This window comes from Sphingobacterium psychroaquaticum (genome assembly GCF_004421025.1).
In the GTDB taxonomy this organism is placed as follows: domain Bacteria; phylum Bacteroidota; class Bacteroidia; order Sphingobacteriales; family Sphingobacteriaceae; genus Sphingobacterium; species Sphingobacterium psychroaquaticum.
This window is the reverse complement of sequence record NZ_CP038029.1, coordinates 3,908,348-3,932,587: the sequence shown is the minus strand read 5'-3', so window position 1 is coordinate 3,932,587 and position 24,240 is coordinate 3,908,348. Positions and strand designations below refer to the sequence as shown.

Genomic DNA, 24,240 nt, shown 5'->3' with positions numbered 1-24,240 from the left:
ATTGCAACTTTAAATGAAAATTCTCTGCTTTATATCAGTTAGTTGTAGGTGTCCGCTCTACATCAAGCTGCTCGTAGATGGAATTTTGACTTTTAAATTCGGGGACAATACATTTCATTTGTCGAACAATATCTAAACTATTATTCGATTTTGCAATTTCGAATAAGCGGTCGATTAAGGCGCATACTTCATCGAAATTATTATCTCTCACCTTCGCAATCATGATTTTTTGATGATGTGTCGGTAAGGTATTCTCTAAGTCATTGAGAAGCTCTTCGTATAGTTTCTCACCGGGACGTAGTCCGGTGAATTTAATATCTATATCCTGGTATGGTGTAAAGCCGGACAGTTTTATCATTTTCTCCGCAAGATCAACAATTTTTACCGACTTACCCATGTCAAACACAAAAATCTCGCCGCCATTGCCCATACATCCAGCTTCTATTACGAGCTGACAGGATTCTGGAATCGTCATAAAGTAACGGGTAATCTCTGGATGGGTTACTGTTAAAGGACCGCCTTTTTCTATTTGCTCTCTAAAACGCGGGATAACGGACCCATTAGAACCCAATACATTCCCAAATCGAGTCGTGATAAAACGGGTTTTAAATTCGTTGTTTTGCTCAAAGATTCGATTATTCAATGATTGGACATATATTTCCGCAATCCGTTTCGTCGCGCCCATTACATTTGTAGGGTTTACGGCTTTATCCGTAGATACAAAAACAAACTTGGAGACCCCATATTCAACGGCCAAATTAGCTAAGGTAAACGTTCCTCTAATATTCGTTTGAACACCTTCTACCGGATGGTTTTCCATCACAGGGACATGTTTGTAGGCTGCCGCATGGTAGACGTACTGGGGTTTGAATGTTTCAAATAGTGTACGCATTCGTTCTTCGTTTTTAACATCAGCAATAAAGGAATGGTATGCTTGATGTTTAAAACGATCTTGGAGGTCGAGATGTAAGTTGTGTAGAGGCGATTCTGCTTGGTCACAAAGAATAATCAATTGGGGCTTAAATTTTCCCAGCTGTTTGGCAATCTCACTTCCAATAGAACCTGCTGCTCCCGTGACCAGAATGCGTTTCCCTTCAAGTTGGTCCAAGATATTCTCGTGCGAGAGTTTAATTGGAGCACGCTCTAAGAGGTCTTCAATTTTAACCTTTTTAATTTGGCTGACGGTTATATTTCCATTGATGATTTCGTTTACTGGTGGCAAGGTCAGCGCGTTTACGTTCTTGTCGAGACAGGTTTCAACAATTTGCTCTTTGCGTTCTAGGCTCAGGTTGTGTGTGGCAAAAATAAGCTCGTCAATAGCGAGTTTATCAATCAGGTCGTTCAAGCTTGCGCTGTCATAGATCTTTACGCCATCAATAGATTTTCCAATTTTACTGTCGCTATCATCCAAGTAGGCCACAATTACTTTGTTAGATTTGGAATCGTGGTCAAATGTACGTTTCACGGCTATCCCTAAATCGCCCGCCCCAAAAACTGCAATATTTTTTTTGTCTGCTCCACGTGTTTTAGAGTATTGGAAAAAGATCTTGATGAGTGTTCGGTAGGTCGTTAATCCGGTAAATGCAAACAGACTATAAATAATGATCAGGTTTGTCGGTAAGACCGAAGGGATGCGCAATGCAATGAAGATAAGCTTGATTGCAAATAGGATGATGATATTGAATAAGAGTGTCGACAGGATACGAATAGAATCCACGGCACTCGTATAGCGTACAATTCCTGAATAGAGTCGAAATACAAAAAAAGAAATGGATGTTATCGTTAAACAGTGAATCATCTCTACGGCAAAATTCACTCTGCTGTAGGCGTTTAGGTTAAACGAATAGAAGACCGCATAAGCAAAGACGAAAGCTATAGCGGCGATGGTTAAGTCACAAAAAAAGATTGTCCAACGCGGGACAATGCCAATTTGGTTAAAAATGGGAAATTTCTGCATCTATACGATATTACACTTATGTAAATTTATACAAAAAAAATGTATTTAATTACGCACCGATGTAAATATGGAGAATTATGTCTAAATTCACTGATGTATAATCCGAAAATAGAACAGGGTAAGTAACATGAATGATATTACCAAGATTGCACAGAAAGGGGTTTTTCAGCCACAAGAGTCTTTAGCCGCGATAAGGAAGGGTAAATACTCACTTAAAATTGGCGTACCAAAGGAGCTGTCTCTCCAAGAAAAGAGGATCCCGTTAACGCCACTTTCTGTTGCGCTTTTGGTGGAGCATGGTCATGAAGTCGTGATTGAGGCAGGAGCCGGCGAATCGTCTAATTTCTTGGACCGGCATTATAGTGAGCAGGGCGCTCGTATTTCGTACGACAAAGCAGAAGTGTTCCAAAGTGATATTGTCATTAAAATAGCGAGCCCTACTTTGGAAGAGGTTGGTTTGTTGCGTCCGAAACAAGTGTTGATGTCCTCGCATCAACCATCTTTAATGGAACTGCCGATACTTCAGGCTTTGATGAAAAAGCAAATTACAGCACTTTCATACGAATATCTAAAAGACGAAGGCGGACATTTGACTGTAGTACGTGCGATGAGTGAGATTGTTGGGGCGACCTCGGTCCTTATCGCAGCGGAGTATTTGAGTAATATTTTTGAAGGAAAAGGGTTAATGTTGGGCGGGGTCACTGGTGTCCCTCCAACCGAAATGGTGATCATTGGGGCTGGGACAGTGGGCGAGTATGCTGCGCGGACAGCAATTGCTTTAGGCGCACAGGTTAAGGTGTTTGATAGTTCGGTTTACCGGTTAAGGCGGTTACAGAATAATGTCGGTAGTCGTGTTTTTACATCTGTTATTCAGCCGTTGGTTTTGAATAAAGCGGTGAAGTCTTGTGATGTTGTTATTGGAGCATTGCGTGCGACAAATGGACGGTCTCCGTGTATTATTTCAGAAGAAACTGTGTCGCATATGAAGCCTAATTCGGTGTTGATTGATGTTAGTATAGATCAGGGAGGCTGTTTTGAAACTTCAGAAGTAACTTCGCATGATCGACCGGTTTTTAGAAAATACGATGTGATTCACTACTGCGTTCCAAATATTGCATCGCGTGTGGCGCGTACGGCAACCTATGCCTTAACAAATATTTTTACGCCCCTGTTGCTTCAAATTGGGGAGGTTGGAGGAATGAATAATAAAATCTGGTCCGATCAATGTATTCGAAGTGCTATATATCTCTATCAAGGAATGTTGACAAATAAAGACGTTGCTGATAAGTTTAATCTACCATCTAAAGACCTAAACCTGATTATCGTTGCCAATCAATAATTTTATGAAAAGATTATTTTCTTTTTTGTGTTTCGTTACTATGAGTTATTATTTGCTAGCGCAAGAGAAGATTGTGCTTTACCCTACTGAAATTCCAAACAGTAAACAGGACGTATCGAGTCTGTCTGAAGAAGATACGCCAGTTCTGTATAAATATGATGGTATCGTTTCAAAGAAAGCCGTGCTTATCATTCCTGGTGGCGGCTATGCGCGTGTAGCTTTGCAACATGAAGGACACGATGTCGCAAAAGCTTTTAATGCGCACGGATATAACGCTTTTGTTCTCTACTACCGATTACCAAAAGATGCAACTATGGTCGATCGAAAATATGGTCCGTTACAGGATGCACAGCGGGCGATGCAATTTATTCGAACTCATTATGAGCTAGAGGAAGTAGGTGTACTGGGATTTTCAGCAGGGGGACACCTGGCGGCCACATTATCGACGCATTTTGATGATGTTAAAATCGAGAATATTAAACAGATACCCTTACGGCCGGATTTTTCTGTATTAGTCTATCCTGTTATTTCGATGGAAGACGCCTATACACATAAGGGATCAAAAAACAATTTGTTAGGAGCACAACCTGCTGCAGCGGATATCACATACTTTTCGCTGGACAAGCAGGTGAATAAGGGTACACCGCCCACCTTCTTGGTTCATGCGAAAGACGATAAAGCCGTTGCTTTTGAAAACGCGATGCTTTATCAGGAAGGTCTTCGCCGGAGTGGGGTGAAAAATGATGTTTTTATTTATGATACGGGGGGGCATGGATTTGGTCTGAACAATGCGACAGATTCTAGAAAATGGGCTGACGCGATGTTCGAGTGGCTAGAGAAAGTAGATAGTGAGTAGTTAAAATCAAAAAAAGTATGAAAAATATATTCCGCAGCGGTGTTTTTACATTGCTCATAACCCTGTTTTTTCAGGGCGCTTCAGCGCAAGCATGGAAAGTAAAGGTAAACGAACAAGTTCCGGCATTCCACGTTACGAATAAAGAAGGAAAGAAGGTCAATATTAGTGATCTAAAAGGGAAGGTCGTATTGATTAATTTCTTTGCGACTTGGTGTCCGCCATGTCGACAAGAGTTACCGCGTATGCAAAAGGAGGTATGGGAGAAATGGGGTGGCCGTGATGATTTCGCTGTTATGGTCTTAGCCCGTGAGGAGGGATGGGATAAACTAGATCCATTCGCATCTAAAAATAACTATACATTTCCTTTCTATCCCGATATGAAAAGAGAAGTCTTTAGTCTTTTTGCTGAATCACAGATACCACGAAATGTTTTGGTCGATAAAACAGGTAAGATTATCTATCAATCTATTGGTTACACGGAGAACGAGTTTTCTGGTTTAATTCAACTGATCGAAAAGAGCTTGAATAAATAGTTAGTTCTGGATGGCGGTATGTCTTTTGATTGTTATTGCGACCTTGGTGCCTTTTTCTATTTTTTCAATGGGGTAATTTATGACATGTAAATTTAGTGCTCCATCTGTGAGAATCAGCTCCTTGTAAAAACCTCTAAATCGAATATCTTTTATCCAAAATGTTGCTTCGGCGTCTATACGATAGTCAATATCTTCTTGATGTATTGCAATTTTAATCATGGAATCTATCCCCAAGGTGGCCGCTTCACGCGGAGTCAGAATATTACTTTTTGCCAGTAACTGTGCGGTGTAGCTGTTTTGTGGCGTGTAATATAAGATGTCGGGACTTCCTTGTTCTAAAATCTTTGCTTCCTTCATGACGATAAGACTATCGGCCATAGCTAGTACTTCACTTGGGTCGTGAGACACCAAGATAATCGTGAGTCCGGTTTCTTCGACAATAAGTCGAATATCTTGCTGCAACGCATCGCGAAATGCTGCATCAACTTGATTAAAAGGTTCATCCATTAAGAGCACCTCTGGTTCGTTGATTAATGCGCGCGCAATAGCAACACGTTGTTTCTCTCCGCCACTTAGATCAGCAATACGTTGTTGCGATAGATGTGAAATCTTTAATTTCTCTAGCGTTTCCTCTGTTTTAGATCGTTTACGCTCCAAATTTGTATTGGGGAGTTGAGAGGCTATATTATCCCATACTTTTGCATAAAGATTAAGGTCGTCGAATCCCTGAGAAACCAATTTCATTGCATCGTGTCCGGGGATTAACTTATCCTTTCGTGTAGGAACCAACCAACCTTTATAGCGGACCTCACCCATTGAAGGCTCTAGCAGCCCATAGATAAGCTTTAGAAGTGTACTCTTCCCGCTACCGGACTCTCCAATTATAGCCGTTATCTTTCCCTCCTCAATGGCGAAATTTACTTTGTCTACAGCGACAATGTTATTTTTTGCCTCGAAGACATGAGATAGAGATTCTCCATGTATAAGAGATACGTCATTACGTTGTACATCAGAAGGGATATATTGACAAGAAGAAGGTTGATTCGCCATAAACTAAAGTGCCGGACTATAGTGTCCGGCACAAAAATAAGCATTAATATTTTTATCGGCGAAGGAAGGTGATATGGTCTTCGCGGTGTTGGTTAAAAGCCTAGCGTTAAGCCAAAAGTTAGGTTGTTCAGGTTCTTTTGATCTGGGCTGTTCTCGAACATATCATTAAAGTAGTATTTTGTGAACAAAGCCATGGAGCCAAATCCTACACGAGCAAATGCACCATACTGAAAGCTCGCTAAATTGTAGTTATCTCTAAAGCCCTGCTTGCCCATTTCACTGCTTTTTAGTCGCTGTGAACCTTTCAGAAGAACACCCGTCATTGCACCTACCGCAATCTTCGCACGATCTCCTTTATGGTTTTTTCGGCTACGCCACTCGAAAGTTAATGGTACTCTCAGGTACGTGCTTGTGAGGATATTCTTTTTATAGGCTATATCAGATTCCGTGTATGCCAATGGTGTCGCGTCGGGATCTAAAACAACATTCTTTTTCAGACGGAGGTAATTCCACTCAAAACCAGTAGAGATATAAACTTTGGTCGCATCGCCTGTTCGTACTCCAAACTGAGCGACATCGAAACCAAAGTTGGAGGCTTTGCCATACTCTAGAAATTTATTCTCATCAGAAAGGGTAAAGCTACCATTGTCTATGAGTCTGGAGAAGCCCCAGTCAATTCGTGTAAATGTTAATCCGCCGAAAATGCGAGGATATTTAATCTCTTTACCTCGGTCATCGTAATCTTGTTTTCCTACAGAAACGTTGATTTTCACCTGTTTTTCTTCGCTTTTTACAGAGTCCGTCTTGGTCGTCGTTGTGATAACTGTTGTTGTTTTATTTTCCTCTTGTGCTATTGCACGGCCGGTGTATAGCATCGTTAACGCCATTAAAGGTAGTGCGATATGTTTATGCGATATTTTCATAGTTCTGATAATTACGGTTTCTAATTGAAATATTTATCTCCTTTTTAATCTGTTTTTTGCGTAGCCATTGTTTATGTCAAGTCGAAATGAGCCTTCTTCGTCATTACTGAAGCGTATTGGTCCTTCTTCATCACTACTCAGGGCGCCCGATATCTTATTTAAAAGTCCAGAAACGAGGCCTTCTTTTTTCTGCTTTCCTGAAGCAAGCATAGTTTCTTCATTTTCAACAATATCAATGAGCGGTCGTATGGGAGCTACCTCTACCGTTTGGTAGGTTACATATGCTTGAGTAGATGTTGCTTTTTGCGGTTGAATATCAACAGCTGCCAATGCTATTTTTGCGAGAGAAACTTGTTCTTTTTTTGTTTCAACATCAACCGATGATTGATGTGCACTTTCTGAACTCGAAACGACGGTTTGTTGTTTTTCTTTTCTCATATCCACCTGCGCGAAGCGTTCAACGGTCTGTTGCTTAGAGCTTGGTTGTGGAACCCGATTTAACGTTTCTACCTTCTGTTGCTCATTTGTGTCATCAAGCTTTGCTTGTTGGGTCGTCTGAGAGGTGGTCGGTATATTTACATCGGATCTTTCTTTTTGTGCTTCTATCTTTGCGACCTTGCTGTCCATCTCGACGGGTTGTACATATAAGGCAACACCAATCCCTACCACGGCAACAGCTGCCGCTGCGTACTTTAACCACGTTAATTTCCGAACCTTGGATGAGCCACTCGTTGCATCAAGCTCTGCTTCAATATTTTCCCAGACACGAGATGACGGTTGAGGTTCAACACCAGTTAGCCGTTCTCGAAAAAGCTTATCTAGATCTTTATCGTTCATGACGTTAAGTTTTCGATTTGCACTAATTTATCTTTTAACCATTGGCGCGCTCTTGAAAGTTGTGATTTTGAATTGCCTTCACTAATATCAAGCATCGCTGCGATTTCTTTATGCGAATAGCCTTCGATAGCATACATGTTAAATACGGTACGATAACCTATCGGCAGCGTTGTCACTAGGCGAAGGAGATCTTGGTAGTGGATGTTTTCATCGCTAGAGCCACTATTGGTTTCAATAAAGTGGTGTTGTTCGTTGAGGCTTTCTAAGAAAGCAACCTTATTTCTGCGGTGCGCCTCGATGGCAGTGTTGACCATGATGCGACGAATCCATCCTTCCAAAGAGCCTTTGCTGTCGTACAGCTTGCATTTTGAAAATACTTTAATAAAACCTGTTTGTAGAATATCCTCCGCCTCATCGCTACTTTGTGCATAGCGGAGACACACTCCAAACATCTTGGCAGAAAACTGTTGATACAATTCAAACTGCGCCTTGCGATCCCCCACGAGGCATCCATTCCATATTATATCTAAGTTAACATTTTCCAATTTATAGGTCTTATACTAGCAAGACGGCACTCGTTGCAGAAAGGTTGCACGGAGGTAAAATTATTTTACAATTATTTTTCGTGAGGTGGGTGAAAGGACTTCAATATGTACCTTTCGAGCATCCGTAGGGAGGAGGTTGGGTATTTTTTCTGGCCATTCGACGAAACAGTATTGCGTCGAATAAAAGTATTCTTCATATCCGAGGTCAAGCGCTTCTTCTTCTGTCTTGAGTCTGTAAAAGTCGAAGTGATATAAGGCACCTACCGGAGACTGGTATTCATTGACAATAGAAAAAGTCGGGCTGGAGGTGCTGTCGATGACACCAAGTGCCTTGCATATTGCATTAACAAAAGTAGTCTTGCCAGCCCCCATGTTTCCGTAAAAAAGAAAAACACGATCGTCTTTAAAGTGTTGTATAAGTTGTGCTGCAGCCGCGTCAAGCTCGGTTAGGTCATGTACGATAATCTCCATGCCCAAATATACAGGAAAGTTTTCTTACTATAACTGCTTTACTTTGGGCTGTAAACAGCATACGGAATAATCATCTCCTCCAAAGAGATGCCGCCATGCTGAAACGTACCATTGTAATAATTTACAAAGTGATTATAGTTGTTCGGGTACACAAAGAAGTAATCATCTTTAGAGAAGACAAAAGAAGAGCTAACATGTAGTTTAGGCAATTGCGCATCATGCGGATTTTTGATGACAAATACTTCCTTGTTGGTGTAGTTAAGGTTTTTACCTTGTTTATATCGCAGGTTGGTATTCGTATTACGGTCTCCAACGATCTTGCTTGGTCTTTTAACGCGGATTGTTCCATGGTCTGTTGTGATGATCACACGGACATTACGTTGGGCTAGCCATTTTAATGTGTCCAGAAGAGGCGAATGTTCAAACCACGACAGTGTAAGTGATCGGTAGGCTCCTTCATCATTAGCTAGTTCTCTAATCATTGCCATATCGGTCCGCGCGTGCGAAAGCATATCCACAAAATTATAGACTAGCACATTCAAATCATTTTGCATCAGGTTGCTAATAGAATCCGCAATATCTTTACCTTGTTCTAGCGTTAATATCTTGTTGTACGAGTGTTTGATTTCACGACGATACAATCTTTTTATTTGATCCGCAAGAAATTTATCCTCATGCATGTTCTTTCCGCCTTCATCTTCGTCATTTTGCCACAAGTTTGGAAATCGCTTTTCCATTTCTAGGGGGGTAAGCCCACTAAAGATGGCGTTACGTGCATATTGCGTCGCTGTAGGTAGGATGCTGTAATAAGCGTCTTCTTCCTCTAGGCGGTAATAATCTGTCATTACATCATTAATCATTTTCCATTGATCATAACGTAAATTATCGATTAAAAAGAAAAATGTCGGACGGTCATTTTGTAAGGCCGGAAAAACTTTCTTCTTGAATAGTTGGTGAGATTGTATAGGGCCTTCGGTTTTTTGCTGTATCCAATTGATGTAATTCTTCTCGATAAATTTTGAGAACAATGTATTGGCATCAGATTTCTGCATGGTAAGAATTTCATGCATTCCTGCATCTTCGAGTTTTTGTAAAGAAAGTTCCCAGTAGATCAATTTTTTGTAAGCTTCTACCCATTGTAGATGATCGAGATCATCGTTGATGGTCATGCCAAGCGTACGAAATTCTTGCTGATAGGCCATTGATGTCTTTTCGCTCACCAGACGTCTGTTCTCTGTGAATTTTTTGATGGTCAAAAGAATTTGCTTGGGATTGACCGGTTTGATCAGATAGTCGTCAATTTTAGAGCCAATGGCATCTTCCATCAGATGCTCTTCCTCGTTTTTTGTTACCAGAACAGTTGGAATGCTTGGGTTAATAGTTTTTAGGATTGCTAAAGTTTCAAGTCCGGTTTTACCAGGCATATTTTCATCCAAAAAAACCAAGTCAAAGGGCTCGTTTTGAAAAGCATCAACCGCGTCATTGCCATTGTTTACCGTCTTTACGCGGTAACCGCGCTCCTCGAGTAGCAATATATGCGGTCTCAAGAATTCTATTTCATCATCGGCCCAAAGTATATGTGTTTTTTGCATCTTATTCTGTTCTGTTTAGCACGTATCTGCTTTATGCGTTCATGGTTCAAGCGAGGTGCGTAGAAATTGAACCGCAAACTAAAATAGTCAAAAAGGAAAGTTTCGCCTCGTTTTTAACATTAATTAACTTCATTCTACTTATCTTTGCGCCTAAATTCGTTTTGGTAAAGTGTGTGTTCTTTTATAATCGAAAAATGCGCCTTTACCAAAGGTAATTAATTTGTATAAATACTGTGAAAGTTGAATAAGAAGAAGATCATTAATGACCCCGTATATGGATTTGTATCAATTCCATCGGCTTTTATTTTCGATCTTGTTCAGCATCCTTATCTTCAGCGTCTTCGCTACATTAAACAAGTGAGTATGACGCACCTGGTTTATCCGGGTGCTTTGCATACGCGCTTTCAACATGTGGTAGGGGCGATGCATTTGATGAGTCTCGCAATCGATACATTAAAAAGTAAAGATGTGGAGATTTCTCCGGAAGAGGAGGAAGCAGCGTTGGCAGCAATTTTGTTGCATGATATTGGACATGGTCCTTTTTCACATTCATTAGAACACACCTTGATCGAGGGTGTTTCACATGAAATGATATCAGCTTTGTTAATGGATAAGCTGAACGAAGAGTTTGAAGGTAGACTGACCTTGGCGATAACGATTTTCAATGATCAGTATCCGCGCAAATTCTTTCATCAGCTTGTGTCGAGCCAGCTGGATACTGACCGTATGGACTACCTCAATCGGGATAGCTTCTTTACGGGTGTTTCCGAAGGGGTAATATCGTTTGATCGCATCATCAAAATGCTGCATGTATACAATGATGAATTGGTGGTGGAGGCAAAAGGGATTTATTCGGTTGAGAAATTTTTGATTGCGCGGCGGTTGATGTACTGGCAGGTATACCTGCATAAAACGGTTATTGGCGCAGAGCTGATGTTGATTAAGATTCTAGCACGGGCAAAAGAAATTAGTGCACAAGGCGCGTCGTTATTTGCAACGCAAGCGTTACGACATTTCTTAACGAATAAAGTTGATATTCATAATTTTTTGGAAGACCCGGTACACTTGACCAATTTTATGCGTTTGGACGATACCGATATCCTTTCGGCCGTCAAAGAATGGGCATTTGGAGAGGATAAAATCCTTCGCGTGTTGTGTACGAAGCTGATGCAGCGTAATTTGTTGCGTACCGAATTGCGTAATGCGAGTTTCTCAGAGGAAGAGGTGAAGCAGGTTCGGGCAAAAGTTAAAGCGCATTTTGGGTTGACTGAAGAGGAAGTCGATTACTTTGTTTATACGCAGGTAGTGCGCAATAGCGCATACGATCTGAAGCAAAACAATATTAAAATATTAAATAAGCAAGGGGTAGTACAAGATATTACGGAAGCTTCGGATTTATCAAACCTAGAGGCCTTGGCCAAGAGCGTAGAAAAATATGCGATTTCCTATCCCAAAGAGGTTGGATTGGTATTCGGCCATCTTTAAGAAAGTGATAAGAAATAATTAAGAAAAAGTATACATTTGTAAGATGCAATTTACTGCAAATCAAATCGCAACACTGTTAGGAGGCACGGTAGAAGGTAGCCCGGAAGTGGTTGTTAGTCAGCTGGCTAAAATAGAAGAGGGCACGGAAGGGTGTTTGTCTTTTTTGGCAAACCCAAAGTACGAGCATTTCCTGTATGATACGGGGGCTTCTATTGTTATTGTAAATGAAGATTTACAGTTGGCTAAGCCAGTCCGTGCGACGCTTATCCGTGTGAAGGATGCGTACTCTGCTTTTTCTGAGTTATTGAAAATATATCATCAGTTGCGAAATGAGAAAATTGGACGGGAGGAACCCTCATTTGTGCATGAAAGTGCGCAGCTAGGAGAGGGGATATATCTCGGAGCCTTTTCGTATATTGGTAAGGATGTGAAGATTGGTAATAATGTAAAAATATATCCACAAGTGTTTGTGGGTGACAATGTTACTATAGGAGATGATTGTGTTCTCTTTCCTGGAGTCAAAGTTTATTATGATACCAAAATTGGGGATCGCGTGGTGATACATGGAGGCGTTGTTTTGGGTAGTGATGGCTTTGGTTTTGCGCCCCAGAAGGATGGCTCATACAATAAAGTGCCACAGATTGGGAACGTGATTTTGGAGAGCGATGTGGAAATTGGTGCGAATACCGTTATTGATCGCGCGACCATGGGGTCAACAGTCATTCGTCAAGGTGTGAAATTGGATAATCTTATCCAAATTGCACATAATGTGGAGATTGGAAAGAATACGGTTGCAGCCGCGCAAACAGGTATCTCAGGAAGCACTAAGGTTGGAGAGAATGTTATCCTTGGTGGACAAGTGGGGTTAGTTGGTCATATTCAGATTGCCTCTGGATCGCAGATACAAGCACAATCGGGCGTTAATAGATCGATTGTCGAAGAAAATAAAAAGTGGGGTGGGACACCGTCTTTGCCCTATAGCAGCAACTTACGCTCCCATGTGTTTTATGCGAAGTTACCTTCCATAGAGAAACGCATCTCCGAGTTGGAGTTCGTGATACGGGACCTAAAAAATGAAACGCCTTAATTATTGCAAAATAGAATGTTAGATATGAATGTAAAACAAAGGACTATACAATCCGAAATTTCTATTTCAGGAATTGGTCTGCATACAGGTCAAGCTGTAAATATGACTATAAAACCTGCACCAGAGTTTCATTGGTATAAATTCAAAAGAGTTGACCTGGAAGGAGGACCTATAGTCGCAGTTGATGCGGACAATGTGACGGATACATCTAGAGGGACAACGATTTCACAAAATGGAGCATCTGTAAGTACAATCGAACACTTAATGGCGGCCTTAGTAGGTTTGCAGGTTGATAACGTTTTGATTGAAATTGATGGTCCTGAAGTGCCAATTTTGGATGGTAGCTCTAAAGTTTTTGTAGATCGCTTGCTGGAAGTAGGCTTTGTGGAGCAGGAAGCGGATCGAGATTACTACGAAATTAAAGACAACATTTCTTATGCGGAAAAAGACCGTAAGGTTGAGCTTATTGCTATGCCTTTAGATGGTTACCGTTTGACTTGTATGATTGACTTTAATTCACCAGTATTGGGTAGTCAGCATGCGTCAATCAGCAATATTACGGAGTTTATTCAGGAAATTTCAAGTTCTCGAACATTCTGTTTCTTGCATGAACTAGAAGCCTTGTTGAACAACAACTTAATCAAGGGTGGTGATTTATCTAACGCTATTGTAATCGTTGATAAAGAGGTTAGCAAAGCGGAACTCGATAAGCTTTCGACCTTGTTTAACAAGTCTGTAGAAGTAGCAAGTGAAGGTATTTTAGATAACATACAACTGCGTTACCAAAATGAGCCAGCAAGACATAAATTGTTGGACATGGTCGGCGACTTGGCATTGGTGGGACGTCCATTAAAAGGGCATATCATGGCTGCTCGTCCAGGGCATGCTGCGAATGCTGCGTTTGCTAAGCGAATAAAAGCGCAAATTAAAAAGGATAAAAACAGGAAAAACGTTAAAGTATACGATCCAAATACGCCGCCAGTTTATGACACGGTGCAGATCATGAAAATTTTACCACATCGTCAACCGTTTTTGATGATTGATAAAATTTTAGAGCTTTCGGATACACATGTTGTAGGTCTGAAAAATGTAACGATGAATGAAGATTTATTCATGGGACATTTTCCGGGTGCACCGTGGTTTCCAGGTGTATTGCAGATTGAAGCTATGGCGCAGACAGGTGGTATATTAGTATTAAATACGGTTCCTGATCCTGAAAATTACTTGACCTTGTTCTTAAAAATAGAAAATGCTCGTTTTAAGAATCAGGTAACACCTGGAGATACCATTATCTTTAGCTGTGAATTGATTGAGCCTATTCGTCGTGGTATTGCACGTATGAAAGGTGTTGGTATGGTGGGAGATAAGATTGTAAGTGAAGCTGAGTTAATGGCTCAGATCGTAAAAGTTAAAAATTAATAGGAATGATACAACCGCTATCATATATCCATCCGGAAGCTAAGATCGCCCAAAATGTGGTGGTAGAACCTTTTTCTACCATCCATAAAGATGTGGAGATTGGAGAGGGCACATGGATTGGATCAAACGTGACCATTATGAATGGAGCACGAATTGGGAAAAATTGTCGAATTTTCCCAGGAGCAGTTATTTCCGGAGAGCCACAAGATCTTAAGTTTGAAGGTGAGGTTACAACATGTGAGATTGGTGATAATACCACGATCCGCGAATGTGTAACTATCAATAGAGGGACCAAAGATCGTTACAAAACGGTTGTCGGTAAGAACTGTCTTATTCAGGCATATAGCCATATTGCGCACGATTGTATCGTCGGCGATTACTGTATTTTTTCAAATTCCAGTACGCTGGCAGGCCATATAACGGTAGGTGATTACGTTGTGTTAGCGGGTATGGTGGCTGTCCATCAGTTTTGCCAGATTGGTTCGCATGCCTTTGTGACCGGTGGTACATTGGTTCGTAAAGATGTTCCTCCATTTATTAAGGCCGCGCGTGAACCTATCGCGTATGCTGGTATCAACTCGGTGGGATTGCGTAGACGCGGATTCACTGCTGAACAGATTACCGAAATACAAGATATCTACCGTGTTCTATTTGTGCAAAATAGAAATCTAACGAAAGCATTAGATTTGATCGAGGCAGAGTTTACCCCAACAGAAATCCGAGACGAGATATTATCTTTTGTTCGGAATTCGAATCGTGGAGTAATTAAAGGGTTTAATCAAGGGAAAGCGTCAACATTATAGAAAAGGGCTGTTTATTGAATATAACTTTACAAAACACAGGGCGAAGGTATAATAAGGAGTGGATTTTTCGCCACTTGGATTATACCTTCTCCATTGGAAAAAAATATGCGGTGCTTGGTCCAAATGGATCGGGTAAGTCAACCTTACTCAAGGTTGTCTCTGGTAGTCTTTCGCCCAGTGAAGGAACGGTGGTCTATAAAACCGAAGAACAAACGACGGTTGAGGCTGATAATATCTATGAACATTTGTCTATTGCAGCACCTTATGTGGAACTTCTGGAAGAGTTTACACTACAGGAAATGTTGGCCTTCCATTTTAAATTTAAAAATTATGCCACCGGGTTTAATTACGATCGGTTAATTGACATATTGGGACTTGAGAAAGCGCTTGATAAAGAGATTCGTTTTTTTTCTTCCGGAATGAAACAGCGGGTCAAATTGGCGCTTGCGTGCTGTTCGGATACGCCTATTGTACTTCTTGATGAACCTACGAGTAACTTAGATCGTCCAGGAGAAGACTGGTACTTAGATCTAATCCAGCAGACAATTGATGCCAACAGAATGCTCCTTGTTGGCTCTAATCAAGAAAAAGAGTATAGCTTTTGCGATGAGCAATTGCATATACTTGATTTTAAATAACCTTTCCCCAGTCAGGTTTCTTACGGGGAGTTTTCTTGTTCCCTATTTGAGGTAAGATATGCCTCTAGCTCAATAAACTATTCATTTTCAAAAGCGCACTATATTTATTATTTTTGCATAATAAACGAAAAATTCATTATGTCGAAAGCATCTGAAGTAAAATCAGGAAATATACTTCGTTTTAACGGAGAATTGGTGTCTGTAGAGGAGTTTATCCACCGTACACCAGGGAACTTGCGTGCTTTTTACCAAGCGCGTATGCGAAACGTAAAAACAGGAAAACTTGTGGAATACCGTTTTAGAACGGACGAAGAGGTAACTATTGCGCGTGTGGAAACAAACGATTACCAGTATTTATATGATGATGCTGACTTTTTCGTTGTGATGGATAACAATACGTATGAACAGTTCAATATCCCAAAACATCTGTTCGGAGATTCGGCACGATTCTTGAAAGAAGGTATGAATGTGATCATTGCATTCGAAAGCGAAGAGCCTATTATGGCGCAAGCTCCAGCAACAGTAGAGTTGGAAATCACATATTCAGAGCCTGCTGTAAAAGGTGATACGTCTACAAATGCACTTAAAGTAGCAACAGTAGAGACAGGTGTTGAAATTAGAGTCCCTTTGTTTATCAATCAGGGCGATAAAGTAAAAGTTGATACACGTACTGGTGATTATATCGAACGTGTTAAATAAAATATTAGGTTTAGGTTGATTATTCGGTCTTGTTAGCTTCCCAGCGCAAGGCCGTTTTTTTTGGAAGAAAGCAGGAAGTAGTTAGTCGGGAGTAGTTGGTAGAAGGTAGAGAGGAGTTAGTAGTTAGAAGAGCCACAAACCCCGAAGGGCTCAACGCAGTTAAATTTTGTGGCCGGTTGTTATCGGTTAATACAGAGTAGGTTTAACGGTAAGAGTTATACCATATATTAAAAAACATGGATAAAGAAGGGTTACGTATATATTACAAGAAAGAACGACAGTTGATGTCTGCGGATGATTTTGTTTCTCGGAGCGAACGGGTATTGGCTCAGCTGAAGAAGCATTCCTGGAATGATGTGACGTATATACACTTATATATACCCATACAACGGATGCGTGAGATTGATACGTGGCCTTTTATGGATTGGTTACGACAACATTATCCGGCACTTAAAATTGTAGTTAGCCGTTCTAACCCGGATGATTCAAGTATGTCACATTATCTGTTTACGGAGCGACGCGAATTATTAGAAAATAAATGGGGTATTTTGGAGCCACAAGAAGGAGAGTCAGTCGACGAAAAGCTTATCGATGCGGTTATCATTCCGTTGCTTGTTGCTGACAAAGCCGGAAATCGCGTAGGTTACGGAAAAGGATTCTATGATCGTTTCCTTGCGAAATGTCGTCCGGATTGTTTAAAAATTGGCTTGTCGCTGTTTCCTCCTGTTGAACAGATCGATGATGTTAATGAATATGATGTGCCCTTGGACGTTTTGATTACGCCTTAAGTAAGGGGAAGGAACTCACAGTATCAGTGTTATTCTGGTGCAGAATATGATGATCGCTGATTATTATTTGTATAATCACACGATTTTAAAACTCCCTCCGATTTTCTACGATAAATCGAGAACGGCCAAAACGAAAAAGCCACGTCGAAGCGCTTCTCGCAAGGACGTGGCTGTCTAATTGTGTTTGTCATAAGAGAATAGTCGAATCCTCATTTCTTAGGATTGAAATGAAAAATAATTTCCTTTATGCAGTTTTTTTTATTTGTATAAGATCCTGAATTTTATTGTGTTATCAATTTGTTTCAGCTGCTTAATAAGTTTCTTGTCATAAGCCGTGTGTATATCCGTAACGGCATAACCGATGTCCCCTTTGGTCATCAGAAACTGAGAGATAATATTAATATTGTTTTCGGCATAGGCATTATTTATCTGCGCCATAATTCCGGGTACATTTTTGTGGATATGTAATAAGCGGTGTGCCTGTGTGAGCTTCGGTAAGATCAAATTCGGGAAATTACGACTCATGTACGTATCTCCATTATTAATAAAATCGGCCATACGGCGTGGAATAAATTCCGAATTCCGCTTCTTGTTTTTCTTGTCATCAAAAACCACAATTCCTTTCTCGGTACATATCTTTTTACTGATATGCGCTTTCGCATCGCCTAGGTAACCAATTGTCTTTAATTTATCGGCTCTTGCTAATTGATCATCATCAATCGTAATGCCGTCTGCTACAAGCAACAAGCCGACGTCTTTGGTATATTTCTCTTCGAAATTGTCTTTGATGCGCACAGAAAAGCCATCTCTTTTGAGAATGTGTACAGCGATTTCAGGTACATCTCCAATAATAAGACAAAGGATACGGTTCTTTGGGTACGAGATTGCGCGAGGTAAGTCATTGACATATAGAAACTCGTCGAAGCTTGGCGTGATGTGATCTGCTTTCTCGGTCACACTTTTACGTGCAATATTCTCCGTGAAGGCAAAAAATTTCTCAATTAAGCCAGACTCCTTCAATTGGAAGTCTGAGTAACCATCTCCAATGCCAAAAATACGACCAGCAATATTTAGTTCCTTAAGCAGCTTAACCTTACCTCCTTCATCGGATAGAGGATTTGTCTCATCGTAACCGATAATATTTCCTTCTTCGTCAAATTTAAAGGTATTGGCGTAAATATTTTCTTTTTTGATATGATAGGGCGTGACAACAGGTGTAATAAACTCCTTAAAGCCTCCTGAGACAATCCAAGCGGTATCCGAATTTTCCTTAAAGAACTCTTTGTTCCGCTCAAAGGAACGCGATACTTTTTTCTTGAGTTGACTCACGAGCTTGTCTAGGTGCGATTTGTTCGCGTTTAAAAGCTTTACCCGGCCAGCTAAACTTTCTCGAAAAGAGATCTTACCATCCATTGCTAAGTTGGTATAATCCTCGATCTGTTTGTATATGTTATCTCTTTCTGGATGGTTTTCTAGCGATATTTTTGCTAGCTCATCTAAGGCTTCGACTTGTGTAAATGTACTGTCGAAATCAATGATGTAATAATTTTTCACGGTGGTTAAGGTTGATTGTTATAGTTTGTTATTTGTAGTCTAAACTCATTTCTTTCAAAGTTATATCTACGGGTTTAAAGGTGTATCCGATAATATCTTTGATCTTTTTATTGGAAAAGGCTAGCTTGGCGGAGGATGCTTTGGCTGTTTCCCGCGTAAGCGTTGGTTGCTTATTACTGAATAAGGCTGCCAGTTTAGCGGCACGCCATGCAATACTCATCATGAATGGCTTGGCTTGGATTGTTGGTGCAGGTTTGTCTAATAAAACAGCAATTTGCTCCAGTAGATGCTTATTACTTACGTTTTCACTGTTTAAGATAAAACGTTCCCCGGTGATTTTTTTATCGTTCATCAAAAGAACCATGACTTTGGCCACATCCTCAACATCAACGATACCCACACTACCAGAAGGATAGATTCGTAATCCTTTTTGTATCACAGAAAACAGTTTTCCAGAACCACGGTCTCCTGTTCCGGCCCCCATAATGACAGAGGGATTGACAATGACCGCATCAAGTCCTTCAACAATACCTCGCCATACCTCCATCTCACTTTCGTATTTCGACAGGGAGTACTTGGAATGTGGCGCACCTTCGTCCCAAAAAGTACTTTCCCCAACTAGTTCGTTGTTCTTGCTGTTACCTAAGGATGCGATGGAGCTGACGTGTACCAGGCGAGCGTTGTGCTCCAAGCAGAGGTTAACGATATGCTTGGTCCCCTCAATATTCACATGCAGCATCATGTCCCAGTCTTCTTTGTGATAGGAAATCTTAGCCGCACAATGGTACACCTCTTGGATGTCGGTAAATAAGTCCGATAAAGCAAAATAGTCCGTAACATCGGCCTCTACCCAACGTACCAACGGATGTTTCTCCAGACCGGAAGGTACAATAGAGTCGTTCCGTTTTGTGGCCGTAACGGATTGGCCCGCCTGAATGAGCTGTTGAATTAACGTAGACCCTAAAAAACCTGTTCCGCCAGTAACTAATATCACAATGCTAACTTATTTTTAAAAACTTATCCTTTTCAAAAATAGCTTATTAAAAGCAGAATTGCACAATAGGTAGGTGATTGTTTCTTTTTTTTTATCTAAGTTTACAATCTACAACGCAAAACTTATGTCTTTATCGGTCTTTTTTTCGCCCATCACAGTTCAAGATTTTATTAGTGGATCGGCTTTTTACAACTCGCAGTTTGGAAAGAGTATTCAAGCGTATGAAGATGTATTCCCTGATCTTGAAGATCCGGAAACGAAGCCTCAATTGGTGCTAATTGGGGTAGAAGAGGAACGGGGAGCTGTGAATAACGAAGGAACAAAAAAATCAGCTAATGCAGTCCGCAAGTACCTCTATAATTTGTATCAAGGCGACTATAATGTCAAGATTGCCGATTTGGGTAACATCAAGGCGGGAGAGTCACTTACAGATACTTATTTCGCAATTAAAACGGTCGTAGAGGAGTTAGTAAAACAGGATATTGTACCTATTATTATTGGCGGAGGCCAAGACTTAACATACGCTCAATACATGGGCTACGAAGGGTTAGAACAACGTGTGGAAGTGGCCGTTATTGACAGTCGTTTTGATTTGGATCAAGACAATGCAGATAATACGGCATTGAACTCTAATACATACCTCAATCATATCATTTTACATCAGCCGGACTATCTGTTTAATCTGAGTAATATGGCTTATCAAACTTATTTAGTGAGTAAGGAGTCTATTAACATGTATGATAAACTGTTCTTTAGTACAATGCGGATAGGTATGATGGCCGGAAAGCTAGATCAGGCAGAACCTCTGATTCGAGCGGCCGATATGGTAAGCTTTGATATTGGTGCTATTCGTGCTTCAGAGGCACCGGGTAATGCAAATGCCAACCCGAATGGATTGTATGGAGATGAAGCATGTCAGTTGGCGCGTTATGCGGGTATGTCTGATAAGTGCTCCTCCTTTGGTCTGTATGAATATAACCCGACTTTTGACCCGATGGGGCATACAGCTAGCTTGGTTGCGCAGATGATTTGGTGTTTTATCGATGGGTATTACAACCGTAAAAATGATGCTCCTTTAGTGCCTAAATCGGCGTATATAATCTATCGCACGACTTTAGAAAATGATGATTACGAACTAGTTTTTGTAAAAAGCAAAAAATCGGATCGTTGGTGGATGCAAGTGCCATATTTCGGATCTAAATCTGTTAATGAACGGTACTATTGGGTGCCATGTCGTTATGAGGACTACCAGTTAGCGGTGGCAGGAGATATGCCGGATCTATGGTGGAAAACGCATCAGAAGTTACAGTAAGGTAGTTTGTAGTTCATAGTTTGTTGTTGATAGTTGTTAGATTATAGCTTGAGGATTAAAACTGATTAAGGGACGTTTGCTGTAGGGGATACCTTTGTGGTCGCCCAGGTAGTTTGTAGTTCATAGTTTGTTGTTCGTGGTTGATAGTTGTTAGTTCAACGTTGATCCACGCTTTGTTCTAAGAGGCTCCTTGCGTTCACGGCGTCACTGGGAGGGGGAAAGACGCGGCAGTCTTGACCATATGTGACATGATCTAATACAGCGGATTTAAGACGTAAGCCAAAATATTCCAAAAAAAGAAGAAAATGAATGTATTTGTTATAGCATGTATTGTTGTGTTGGTGGTTCTTGTTGTGGTGTTGTTATTGCAAAACGGAAAACGGGTGCCTAAGCGTTTGTTTTTGCAGCTTGAGCAAGAACGAAATACAGCTGTTCTTGAAATGACAAAATTCCAAGAACGGGAGAAAGTACTCGCAGCTAGTCATGATAAATTGGAGCATAGTCTAGAAAAGGAGCGAGAGGATCGTATGAGTCTTGAGCGTTCATTAGAGAGTACAAATGCCTATTTGCAAGCGCAGCAAGAGAAATTTCAAGAACAACGATTGGAAATGTCGAGACTGCGGGAACAATTTCAGTTGGAGTTTCAACATATGGCCAATAAAATATTGGATGAAAAGACGCAAAAATTTACAGCGACAAATCAACAGCATATGAGTCAGATCTTAGACCCGTTACGGGATAAGATCAAGACTTTTGAGGAAAAGGTGGAACGTACCTATCAGCAAGAATCAGCAGAACGTCACGTTTTGAAAGGTGTTGTGGAACAGCTGATGCAACAGAGTCAACTGATAAAAAATGAGGCGAATAGCCTGAGTAAGGCGCTTAAAGGGGACAATAAAAAACAGGGAAATTGGGGCGAAATTATCCTCGAGCGGGTATTAGAGCGTTCGGGTTTAGTGAAGGACCAAGAATATACGTTGCAGTCCGTTTTTAGGGAGGATGATAAGCGTAAAATTCCGGATGCTATTATTCTTCTGCCCGAGGAAAAGCACCTTGTTATTGATTCGAAAGTATCATTGACGGCGTATGAACGTTGGGTAAATAGTGAAGATGAGATAGAGCAAGTTCAATTAATAAAGCAACATGTGCAATCCATTGAAGGGCATGTGCGTGATCTCTCTGCAAAGAATTACCATCATCTCTACGGTATCCATTCTCCGGATTTTGTTTTACTGTTTATGCCGATTGAGTCGGCTTTAAGTGCGGCGGTACGCGAGCGACCAGAGTTGTTTTCTGATGCATGGGACCGTAAGGTGGTTATCGTTAGCCCTTCCACTCTGTTAGCGACTTTGCGGACAATAGCGAGTGTATGGGTGCAAGAACGACAGAATCGGAATGTTCAGGAAATAGCCAAGGAAGCCGGTGCACTTTACGATAAATTCGTTGGTTTTTTGCAAGATATGCAACAAGTAGAAGGATATATCCAGCGGGCGGGGGAGAAGCATCAAGATGCGATGAAGAAGCTGTCCACTGGGGCAGGTAATGTAATCAAGAAAGTTGAAAACCTCAAAGCTTTAGGCGCTAAAGCGAACAAGAAGATTGATGGCAAGTTTTTGGATGAATAAAAGAAGAGTCCACTTTTAAAGGTGGACTCTTCTTTTACTTAATAACCTGTTGCGTAGTCATCTCCACGATGATCTGCTCCGGTCTGTAATTTTCCGTTTGGTAGGCGGATGATATTTTCCATTCGACCTATATTACCTCTTTTATGGATGCGGTAACCATCTTTTTCTAAACTTGTACGTACTTGTTCCGAAATGGCACCCTGCTCTACATCAATTCTGTCGGGTTGCCATTGATGGTGAAATCGAGGAGCACTGACAGACGCTTGCGCATCCATCCCAAATTCCAAGACATTTAATATCGCTTGAAAGACTGATGTAATAATAGTCGATCCTCCTGGCGTTCCAACGACCATTTTTAGTTGCCCCTCACGTTCAATAATTGTTGGGGACATAGCACTCAGCATTCTTTTTCCACCTTCGATGGCATTAGCTTTGCCCCCCAGAAGCCCATACATATTAGGGGCGCCTGGTTTGACCGAAAAATCATCCATCTCATTGTTTAATAAAAAACCTGCGCCGTCAACCCATACACAAGAGCCATAAGAACCGTTGATCGTTGTGGTTAGTGAAACAGCATTTCCTTCTTTGTCAACAATACAAAAGTGCGTCGTTTGTTCGGATTCATATCCTGGAAATTTTGTGGCTTTAACCTCAGCACTTGGTGTCGCCTGTCGGAGGTCGATTGTAGACATCCGTTCCTGATTAAGCTGTTTGTCTATGAGGTATGATGTCGGAACTTTGTAGAAGTCCGGATCTCCCAAATATGTTGCTCTATCGGCATAAATACGACGCTCTGCTTCAACCATCGCGCGAACAGTGCTATCTGCCTGAAAGCCCCATTGCGCTAAGGGATACTTTTCCACGGATTGTAATAATGCTAATACGGCAATTCCTCCGCTAGATGGCGGAGGCATCGAGATTACTTTATAATCTTTGTACATACCAACAATGGGTTGCCTCCATATTGCTTTGTAGTTGCGTAGATCCTTATATGAAATAATACCGTTACCTCGATTCATTTCAGAGACGATGTGATCCGCTGTTTTTCCTTTGTAGAAACCATCGCGTCCCTTTTTCGCAATTAAAGCCAACGTAGCGGCAAGTTCTTTTTGAACAAAAGTAGCTCCGGGAATCCATTTTTCTTCTCTAATAATAGCTGCCCAATTGGGGTTGTGTTTTACAAATTTTTCTTTATACTCATTAAATTCATTTGCCTGCATAGCCGTGATTTGAAAGCCATTTTTTGCTAATTCGATTGCTGGAGCGAGTAATTCCTTCCAAGAAAGGGAGCCATATTTTTTATGCGCTTCTTCCATCCCCGCTACGGTACCCGGAATACCAGCGGCAAGTTGACCGTATAAACTTTTGTCGACAATTGGGTTCCCTTCCGTATCAAGATACATGTCCCGGCTAGCCAAGGAAGGCGCTGTTTCTCTAAAATCGAGCGCTGCGATATCCCCTTTTTTTGATCGGTATATCATAAATCCGCCTCCACCTATATTTCCAGCGTTAGGATAAACAACTGCTAAAGCAAACTGAACAGCAATTGCTGCATCGACGGCGTTGCCACCTTTTTGTAGGATATTGACTCCTATATTCGACGCTAAAGGATGTGCCGTGATAACAGCCGCCTGCTGAAATTCTTTTGCTGGAACATTTACTTGTCCTATTAGTGGCGTATTTTCAGAAATTATGAAAAAGAAAAAAGCCAGAGTAGTGGTGATAAATTTCAT

The 24,240-nt window shown here is 41.0% G+C and carries 22 protein-coding genes; 12 read left to right on the top strand and 10 right to left on the bottom strand.

Annotated features, from left to right (window positions below):
- Window positions 1-34: 34 nt before the first annotated feature.
- Window positions 35-1,957, bottom strand: a complete 1,923-nt coding sequence (locus tag E2P86_RS16220; protein ID WP_085473232.1) for a polysaccharide biosynthesis protein — start codon at window positions 1,955-1,957, stop codon at window positions 35-37.
- A 127-nt stretch (window positions 1,958-2,084) separates the two neighbouring features.
- Between E2P86_RS16220 and E2P86_RS16215 the strand changes: the two genes are divergently transcribed.
- The 3 genes from E2P86_RS16215 to E2P86_RS16205 are packed head-to-tail and all read left to right on the top strand — an operon-like array spanning window position 2,085 to window position 4,685.
- Window positions 2,085-3,296, top strand: coding sequence for an alanine dehydrogenase (locus tag E2P86_RS16215; protein ID WP_134433758.1), 1,212 nt, complete (start codon window positions 2,085-2,087; stop codon window positions 3,294-3,296).
- 4 nt (window positions 3,297-3,300) lie between these two features.
- Window positions 3,301-4,152, top strand: coding sequence for an alpha/beta hydrolase (locus E2P86_RS16210; protein ID WP_134433757.1), 852 nt, complete (start codon window positions 3,301-3,303; stop codon window positions 4,150-4,152).
- A gap of 17 nt (window positions 4,153-4,169) precedes the next feature.
- Window positions 4,170-4,685: a TlpA family protein disulfide reductase gene (locus E2P86_RS16205; RefSeq protein WP_134433756.1), complete on the top strand. Its 516-nt coding sequence runs from the start codon at window positions 4,170-4,172 to the stop codon at window positions 4,683-4,685.
- Here E2P86_RS16205 and E2P86_RS16200 read toward each other — a convergent pair whose 3' ends face one another.
- From E2P86_RS16200 to porX, 6 genes are all read right to left on the bottom strand, one after another.
- Window positions 4,686-5,735 (bottom strand): ABC transporter ATP-binding protein, encoded by a 1,050-nt coding sequence (locus tag E2P86_RS16200; RefSeq protein ID WP_134433755.1) that lies wholly within the window; start codon window positions 5,733-5,735, stop codon window positions 4,686-4,688.
- 92 nt (window positions 5,736-5,827) lie between these two features.
- Window positions 5,828-6,658 (bottom strand): outer membrane beta-barrel protein, encoded by an 831-nt coding sequence (locus E2P86_RS16195; RefSeq protein ID WP_134433754.1) that lies wholly within the window; start codon window positions 6,656-6,658, stop codon window positions 5,828-5,830.
- 33 nt (window positions 6,659-6,691) lie between these two features.
- Entirely contained in the window at window positions 6,692-7,495 is an 804-nt protein-coding gene (locus tag E2P86_RS16190; protein ID WP_085473227.1) for a hypothetical protein, read from the bottom strand.
- The gene (locus tag E2P86_RS16185) at window positions 7,492-8,040 is read right to left on the bottom strand and encodes an RNA polymerase sigma factor (protein WP_085473226.1); all 549 of its coding nucleotides are present in this window, start codon (window positions 8,038-8,040) and stop codon (window positions 7,492-7,494) included. Before E2P86_RS16185 ends, E2P86_RS16190 begins: the two co-directional genes overlap by 4 nt.
- Before the next feature lie 60 nt (window positions 8,041-8,100).
- A complete protein-coding gene (gene tsaE / locus E2P86_RS16180) occupies window positions 8,101-8,511 on the bottom strand; it encodes a tRNA (adenosine(37)-N6)-threonylcarbamoyltransferase complex ATPase subunit type 1 TsaE (RefSeq protein WP_085473225.1) in 411 nt (136 codons plus the stop codon).
- A 38-nt stretch (window positions 8,512-8,549) separates the two neighbouring features.
- On the bottom strand, window positions 8,550-10,103 hold the full coding sequence (porX, locus tag E2P86_RS16175; RefSeq protein WP_085473224.1) for a T9SS response regulator signal transducer PorX: 1,554 nt from the start codon (window positions 10,101-10,103) through the stop codon (window positions 8,550-8,552).
- 240 nt (window positions 10,104-10,343) lie between these two features.
- On the opposite strand from porX, the gene E2P86_RS16170 reads away from it, so the two are divergent.
- From E2P86_RS16170 to E2P86_RS16140, 7 genes are all read left to right on the top strand, one after another.
- Window positions 10,344-11,588 (top strand): HD domain-containing protein, encoded by a 1,245-nt coding sequence (locus E2P86_RS16170; protein ID WP_134433753.1) that lies wholly within the window; start codon window positions 10,344-10,346, stop codon window positions 11,586-11,588.
- Between the two features lie 43 nt (window positions 11,589-11,631).
- Window positions 11,632-12,675 (top strand): UDP-3-O-(3-hydroxymyristoyl)glucosamine N-acyltransferase, encoded by a 1,044-nt coding sequence (lpxD, locus tag E2P86_RS16165; protein WP_085473222.1) that lies wholly within the window; start codon window positions 11,632-11,634, stop codon window positions 12,673-12,675.
- Between the two features lie 24 nt (window positions 12,676-12,699).
- Entirely contained in the window at window positions 12,700-14,094 is a 1,395-nt protein-coding gene (locus tag E2P86_RS16160) for a bifunctional UDP-3-O-[3-hydroxymyristoyl] N-acetylglucosamine deacetylase/3-hydroxyacyl-ACP dehydratase (RefSeq protein ID WP_206367978.1), read from the top strand.
- A 5-nt stretch (window positions 14,095-14,099) separates the two neighbouring features.
- Entirely contained in the window at window positions 14,100-14,897 is a 798-nt protein-coding gene (lpxA, locus tag E2P86_RS16155) for an acyl-ACP--UDP-N-acetylglucosamine O-acyltransferase (protein WP_085473220.1), read from the top strand.
- 14 nt (window positions 14,898-14,911) lie between these two features.
- Window positions 14,912-15,535, top strand: a complete 624-nt coding sequence (locus E2P86_RS16150; RefSeq protein ID WP_085473219.1) for an ABC transporter ATP-binding protein — start codon at window positions 14,912-14,914, stop codon at window positions 15,533-15,535.
- A gap of 138 nt (window positions 15,536-15,673) precedes the next feature.
- Window positions 15,674-16,234 (top strand): elongation factor P, encoded by a 561-nt coding sequence (gene efp / locus E2P86_RS16145; RefSeq protein ID WP_085473218.1) that lies wholly within the window; start codon window positions 15,674-15,676, stop codon window positions 16,232-16,234.
- 236 nt (window positions 16,235-16,470) lie between these two features.
- Window positions 16,471-17,022 carry a 5-formyltetrahydrofolate cyclo-ligase gene (locus E2P86_RS16140; RefSeq protein ID WP_134433751.1) on the top strand — a complete coding sequence of 184 codons (552 nt, stop codon included), beginning with the start codon at window positions 16,471-16,473 and terminating at the stop codon, window positions 17,020-17,022.
- 258 nt (window positions 17,023-17,280) lie between these two features.
- On the opposite strand, the gene E2P86_RS16135 is transcribed toward E2P86_RS16140, so the two are convergent.
- Both E2P86_RS16135 and E2P86_RS16130 read right to left on the bottom strand, forming a co-directional pair.
- Window positions 17,281-18,576 (bottom strand): HAD-IB family phosphatase, encoded by a 1,296-nt coding sequence (locus E2P86_RS16135; RefSeq protein WP_085473217.1) that lies wholly within the window; start codon window positions 18,574-18,576, stop codon window positions 17,281-17,283.
- 28 nt (window positions 18,577-18,604) lie between these two features.
- The gene (locus E2P86_RS16130) at window positions 18,605-19,570 is read right to left on the bottom strand and encodes an SDR family NAD(P)-dependent oxidoreductase (protein WP_134433750.1); all 966 of its coding nucleotides are present in this window, start codon (window positions 19,568-19,570) and stop codon (window positions 18,605-18,607) included.
- Between the two features lie 124 nt (window positions 19,571-19,694).
- Between E2P86_RS16130 and E2P86_RS16125 the strand changes: the two genes are divergently transcribed.
- Complete coding sequence (locus E2P86_RS16125) at window positions 19,695-20,882, top strand: formimidoylglutamase (RefSeq protein WP_085473215.1); 1,188 nt, start codon at window positions 19,695-19,697, stop codon at window positions 20,880-20,882.
- A 305-nt stretch (window positions 20,883-21,187) separates the two neighbouring features.
- Complete coding sequence (locus E2P86_RS16120) at window positions 21,188-22,507, top strand: DNA recombination protein RmuC (RefSeq protein WP_134433749.1); 1,320 nt, start codon at window positions 21,188-21,190, stop codon at window positions 22,505-22,507.
- Between the two features lie 38 nt (window positions 22,508-22,545).
- On the opposite strand, the gene ggt is transcribed toward E2P86_RS16120, so the two are convergent.
- Entirely contained in the window at window positions 22,546-24,240 is a 1,695-nt protein-coding gene (ggt, locus tag E2P86_RS16115; protein ID WP_134433748.1) for a gamma-glutamyltransferase, read from the bottom strand.

What these genes read in the sequence shown, in the direction of transcription:
- tsaE (WP_085473225.1), bottom strand. Translation starts at nt 8,511, where the DNA reads ATGGAGATTATCGTACATGACCTAACCGAGCTTGACGCGGCTGCAGCA.
- porX (WP_085473224.1), bottom strand. Translation starts at nt 10,103, where the DNA reads ATGCAAAAAACACATATACTTTGGGCCGATGATGAAATAGAATTCTTG.
- E2P86_RS16120 (WP_134433749.1), top strand. Translation starts at nt 21,188, where the DNA reads ATGAATGTATTTGTTATAGCATGTATTGTTGTGTTGGTGGTTCTTGTT.
- E2P86_RS16190 (WP_085473227.1), bottom strand. Translation starts at nt 7,495, where the DNA reads ATGAACGATAAAGATCTAGATAAGCTTTTTCGAGAACGGCTAACTGGT.
- ggt (WP_134433748.1), bottom strand. Translation starts at nt 24,240, where the DNA reads ATGAAATTTATCACCACTACTCTGGCTTTTTTCTTTTTCATAATTTCT.
- lpxA (WP_085473220.1), top strand. Translation starts at nt 14,100, where the DNA reads ATGATACAACCGCTATCATATATCCATCCGGAAGCTAAGATCGCCCAA.
- E2P86_RS16160 (WP_206367978.1), top strand. Translation starts at nt 12,700, where the DNA reads ATGAATGTAAAACAAAGGACTATACAATCCGAAATTTCTATTTCAGGA.
- efp (WP_085473218.1), top strand. Translation starts at nt 15,674, where the DNA reads ATGTCGAAAGCATCTGAAGTAAAATCAGGAAATATACTTCGTTTTAAC.
- E2P86_RS16205 (WP_134433756.1), top strand. Translation starts at nt 4,170, where the DNA reads ATGAAAAATATATTCCGCAGCGGTGTTTTTACATTGCTCATAACCCTG.
- lpxD (WP_085473222.1), top strand. Translation starts at nt 11,632, where the DNA reads ATGCAATTTACTGCAAATCAAATCGCAACACTGTTAGGAGGCACGGTA.
- E2P86_RS16140 (WP_134433751.1), top strand. Translation starts at nt 16,471, where the DNA reads ATGGATAAAGAAGGGTTACGTATATATTACAAGAAAGAACGACAGTTG.
- E2P86_RS16195 (WP_134433754.1), bottom strand. Translation starts at nt 6,658, where the DNA reads ATGAAAATATCGCATAAACATATCGCACTACCTTTAATGGCGTTAACG.
- E2P86_RS16125 (WP_085473215.1), top strand. Translation starts at nt 19,695, where the DNA reads ATGTCTTTATCGGTCTTTTTTTCGCCCATCACAGTTCAAGATTTTATT.
- E2P86_RS16210 (WP_134433757.1), top strand. Translation starts at nt 3,301, where the DNA reads ATGAAAAGATTATTTTCTTTTTTGTGTTTCGTTACTATGAGTTATTAT.
- E2P86_RS16215 (WP_134433758.1), top strand. Translation starts at nt 2,085, where the DNA reads ATGAATGATATTACCAAGATTGCACAGAAAGGGGTTTTTCAGCCACAA.
- E2P86_RS16200 (WP_134433755.1), bottom strand. Translation starts at nt 5,735, where the DNA reads ATGGCGAATCAACCTTCTTCTTGTCAATATATCCCTTCTGATGTACAA.
- E2P86_RS16220 (WP_085473232.1), bottom strand. Translation starts at nt 1,957, where the DNA reads ATGCAGAAATTTCCCATTTTTAACCAAATTGGCATTGTCCCGCGTTGG.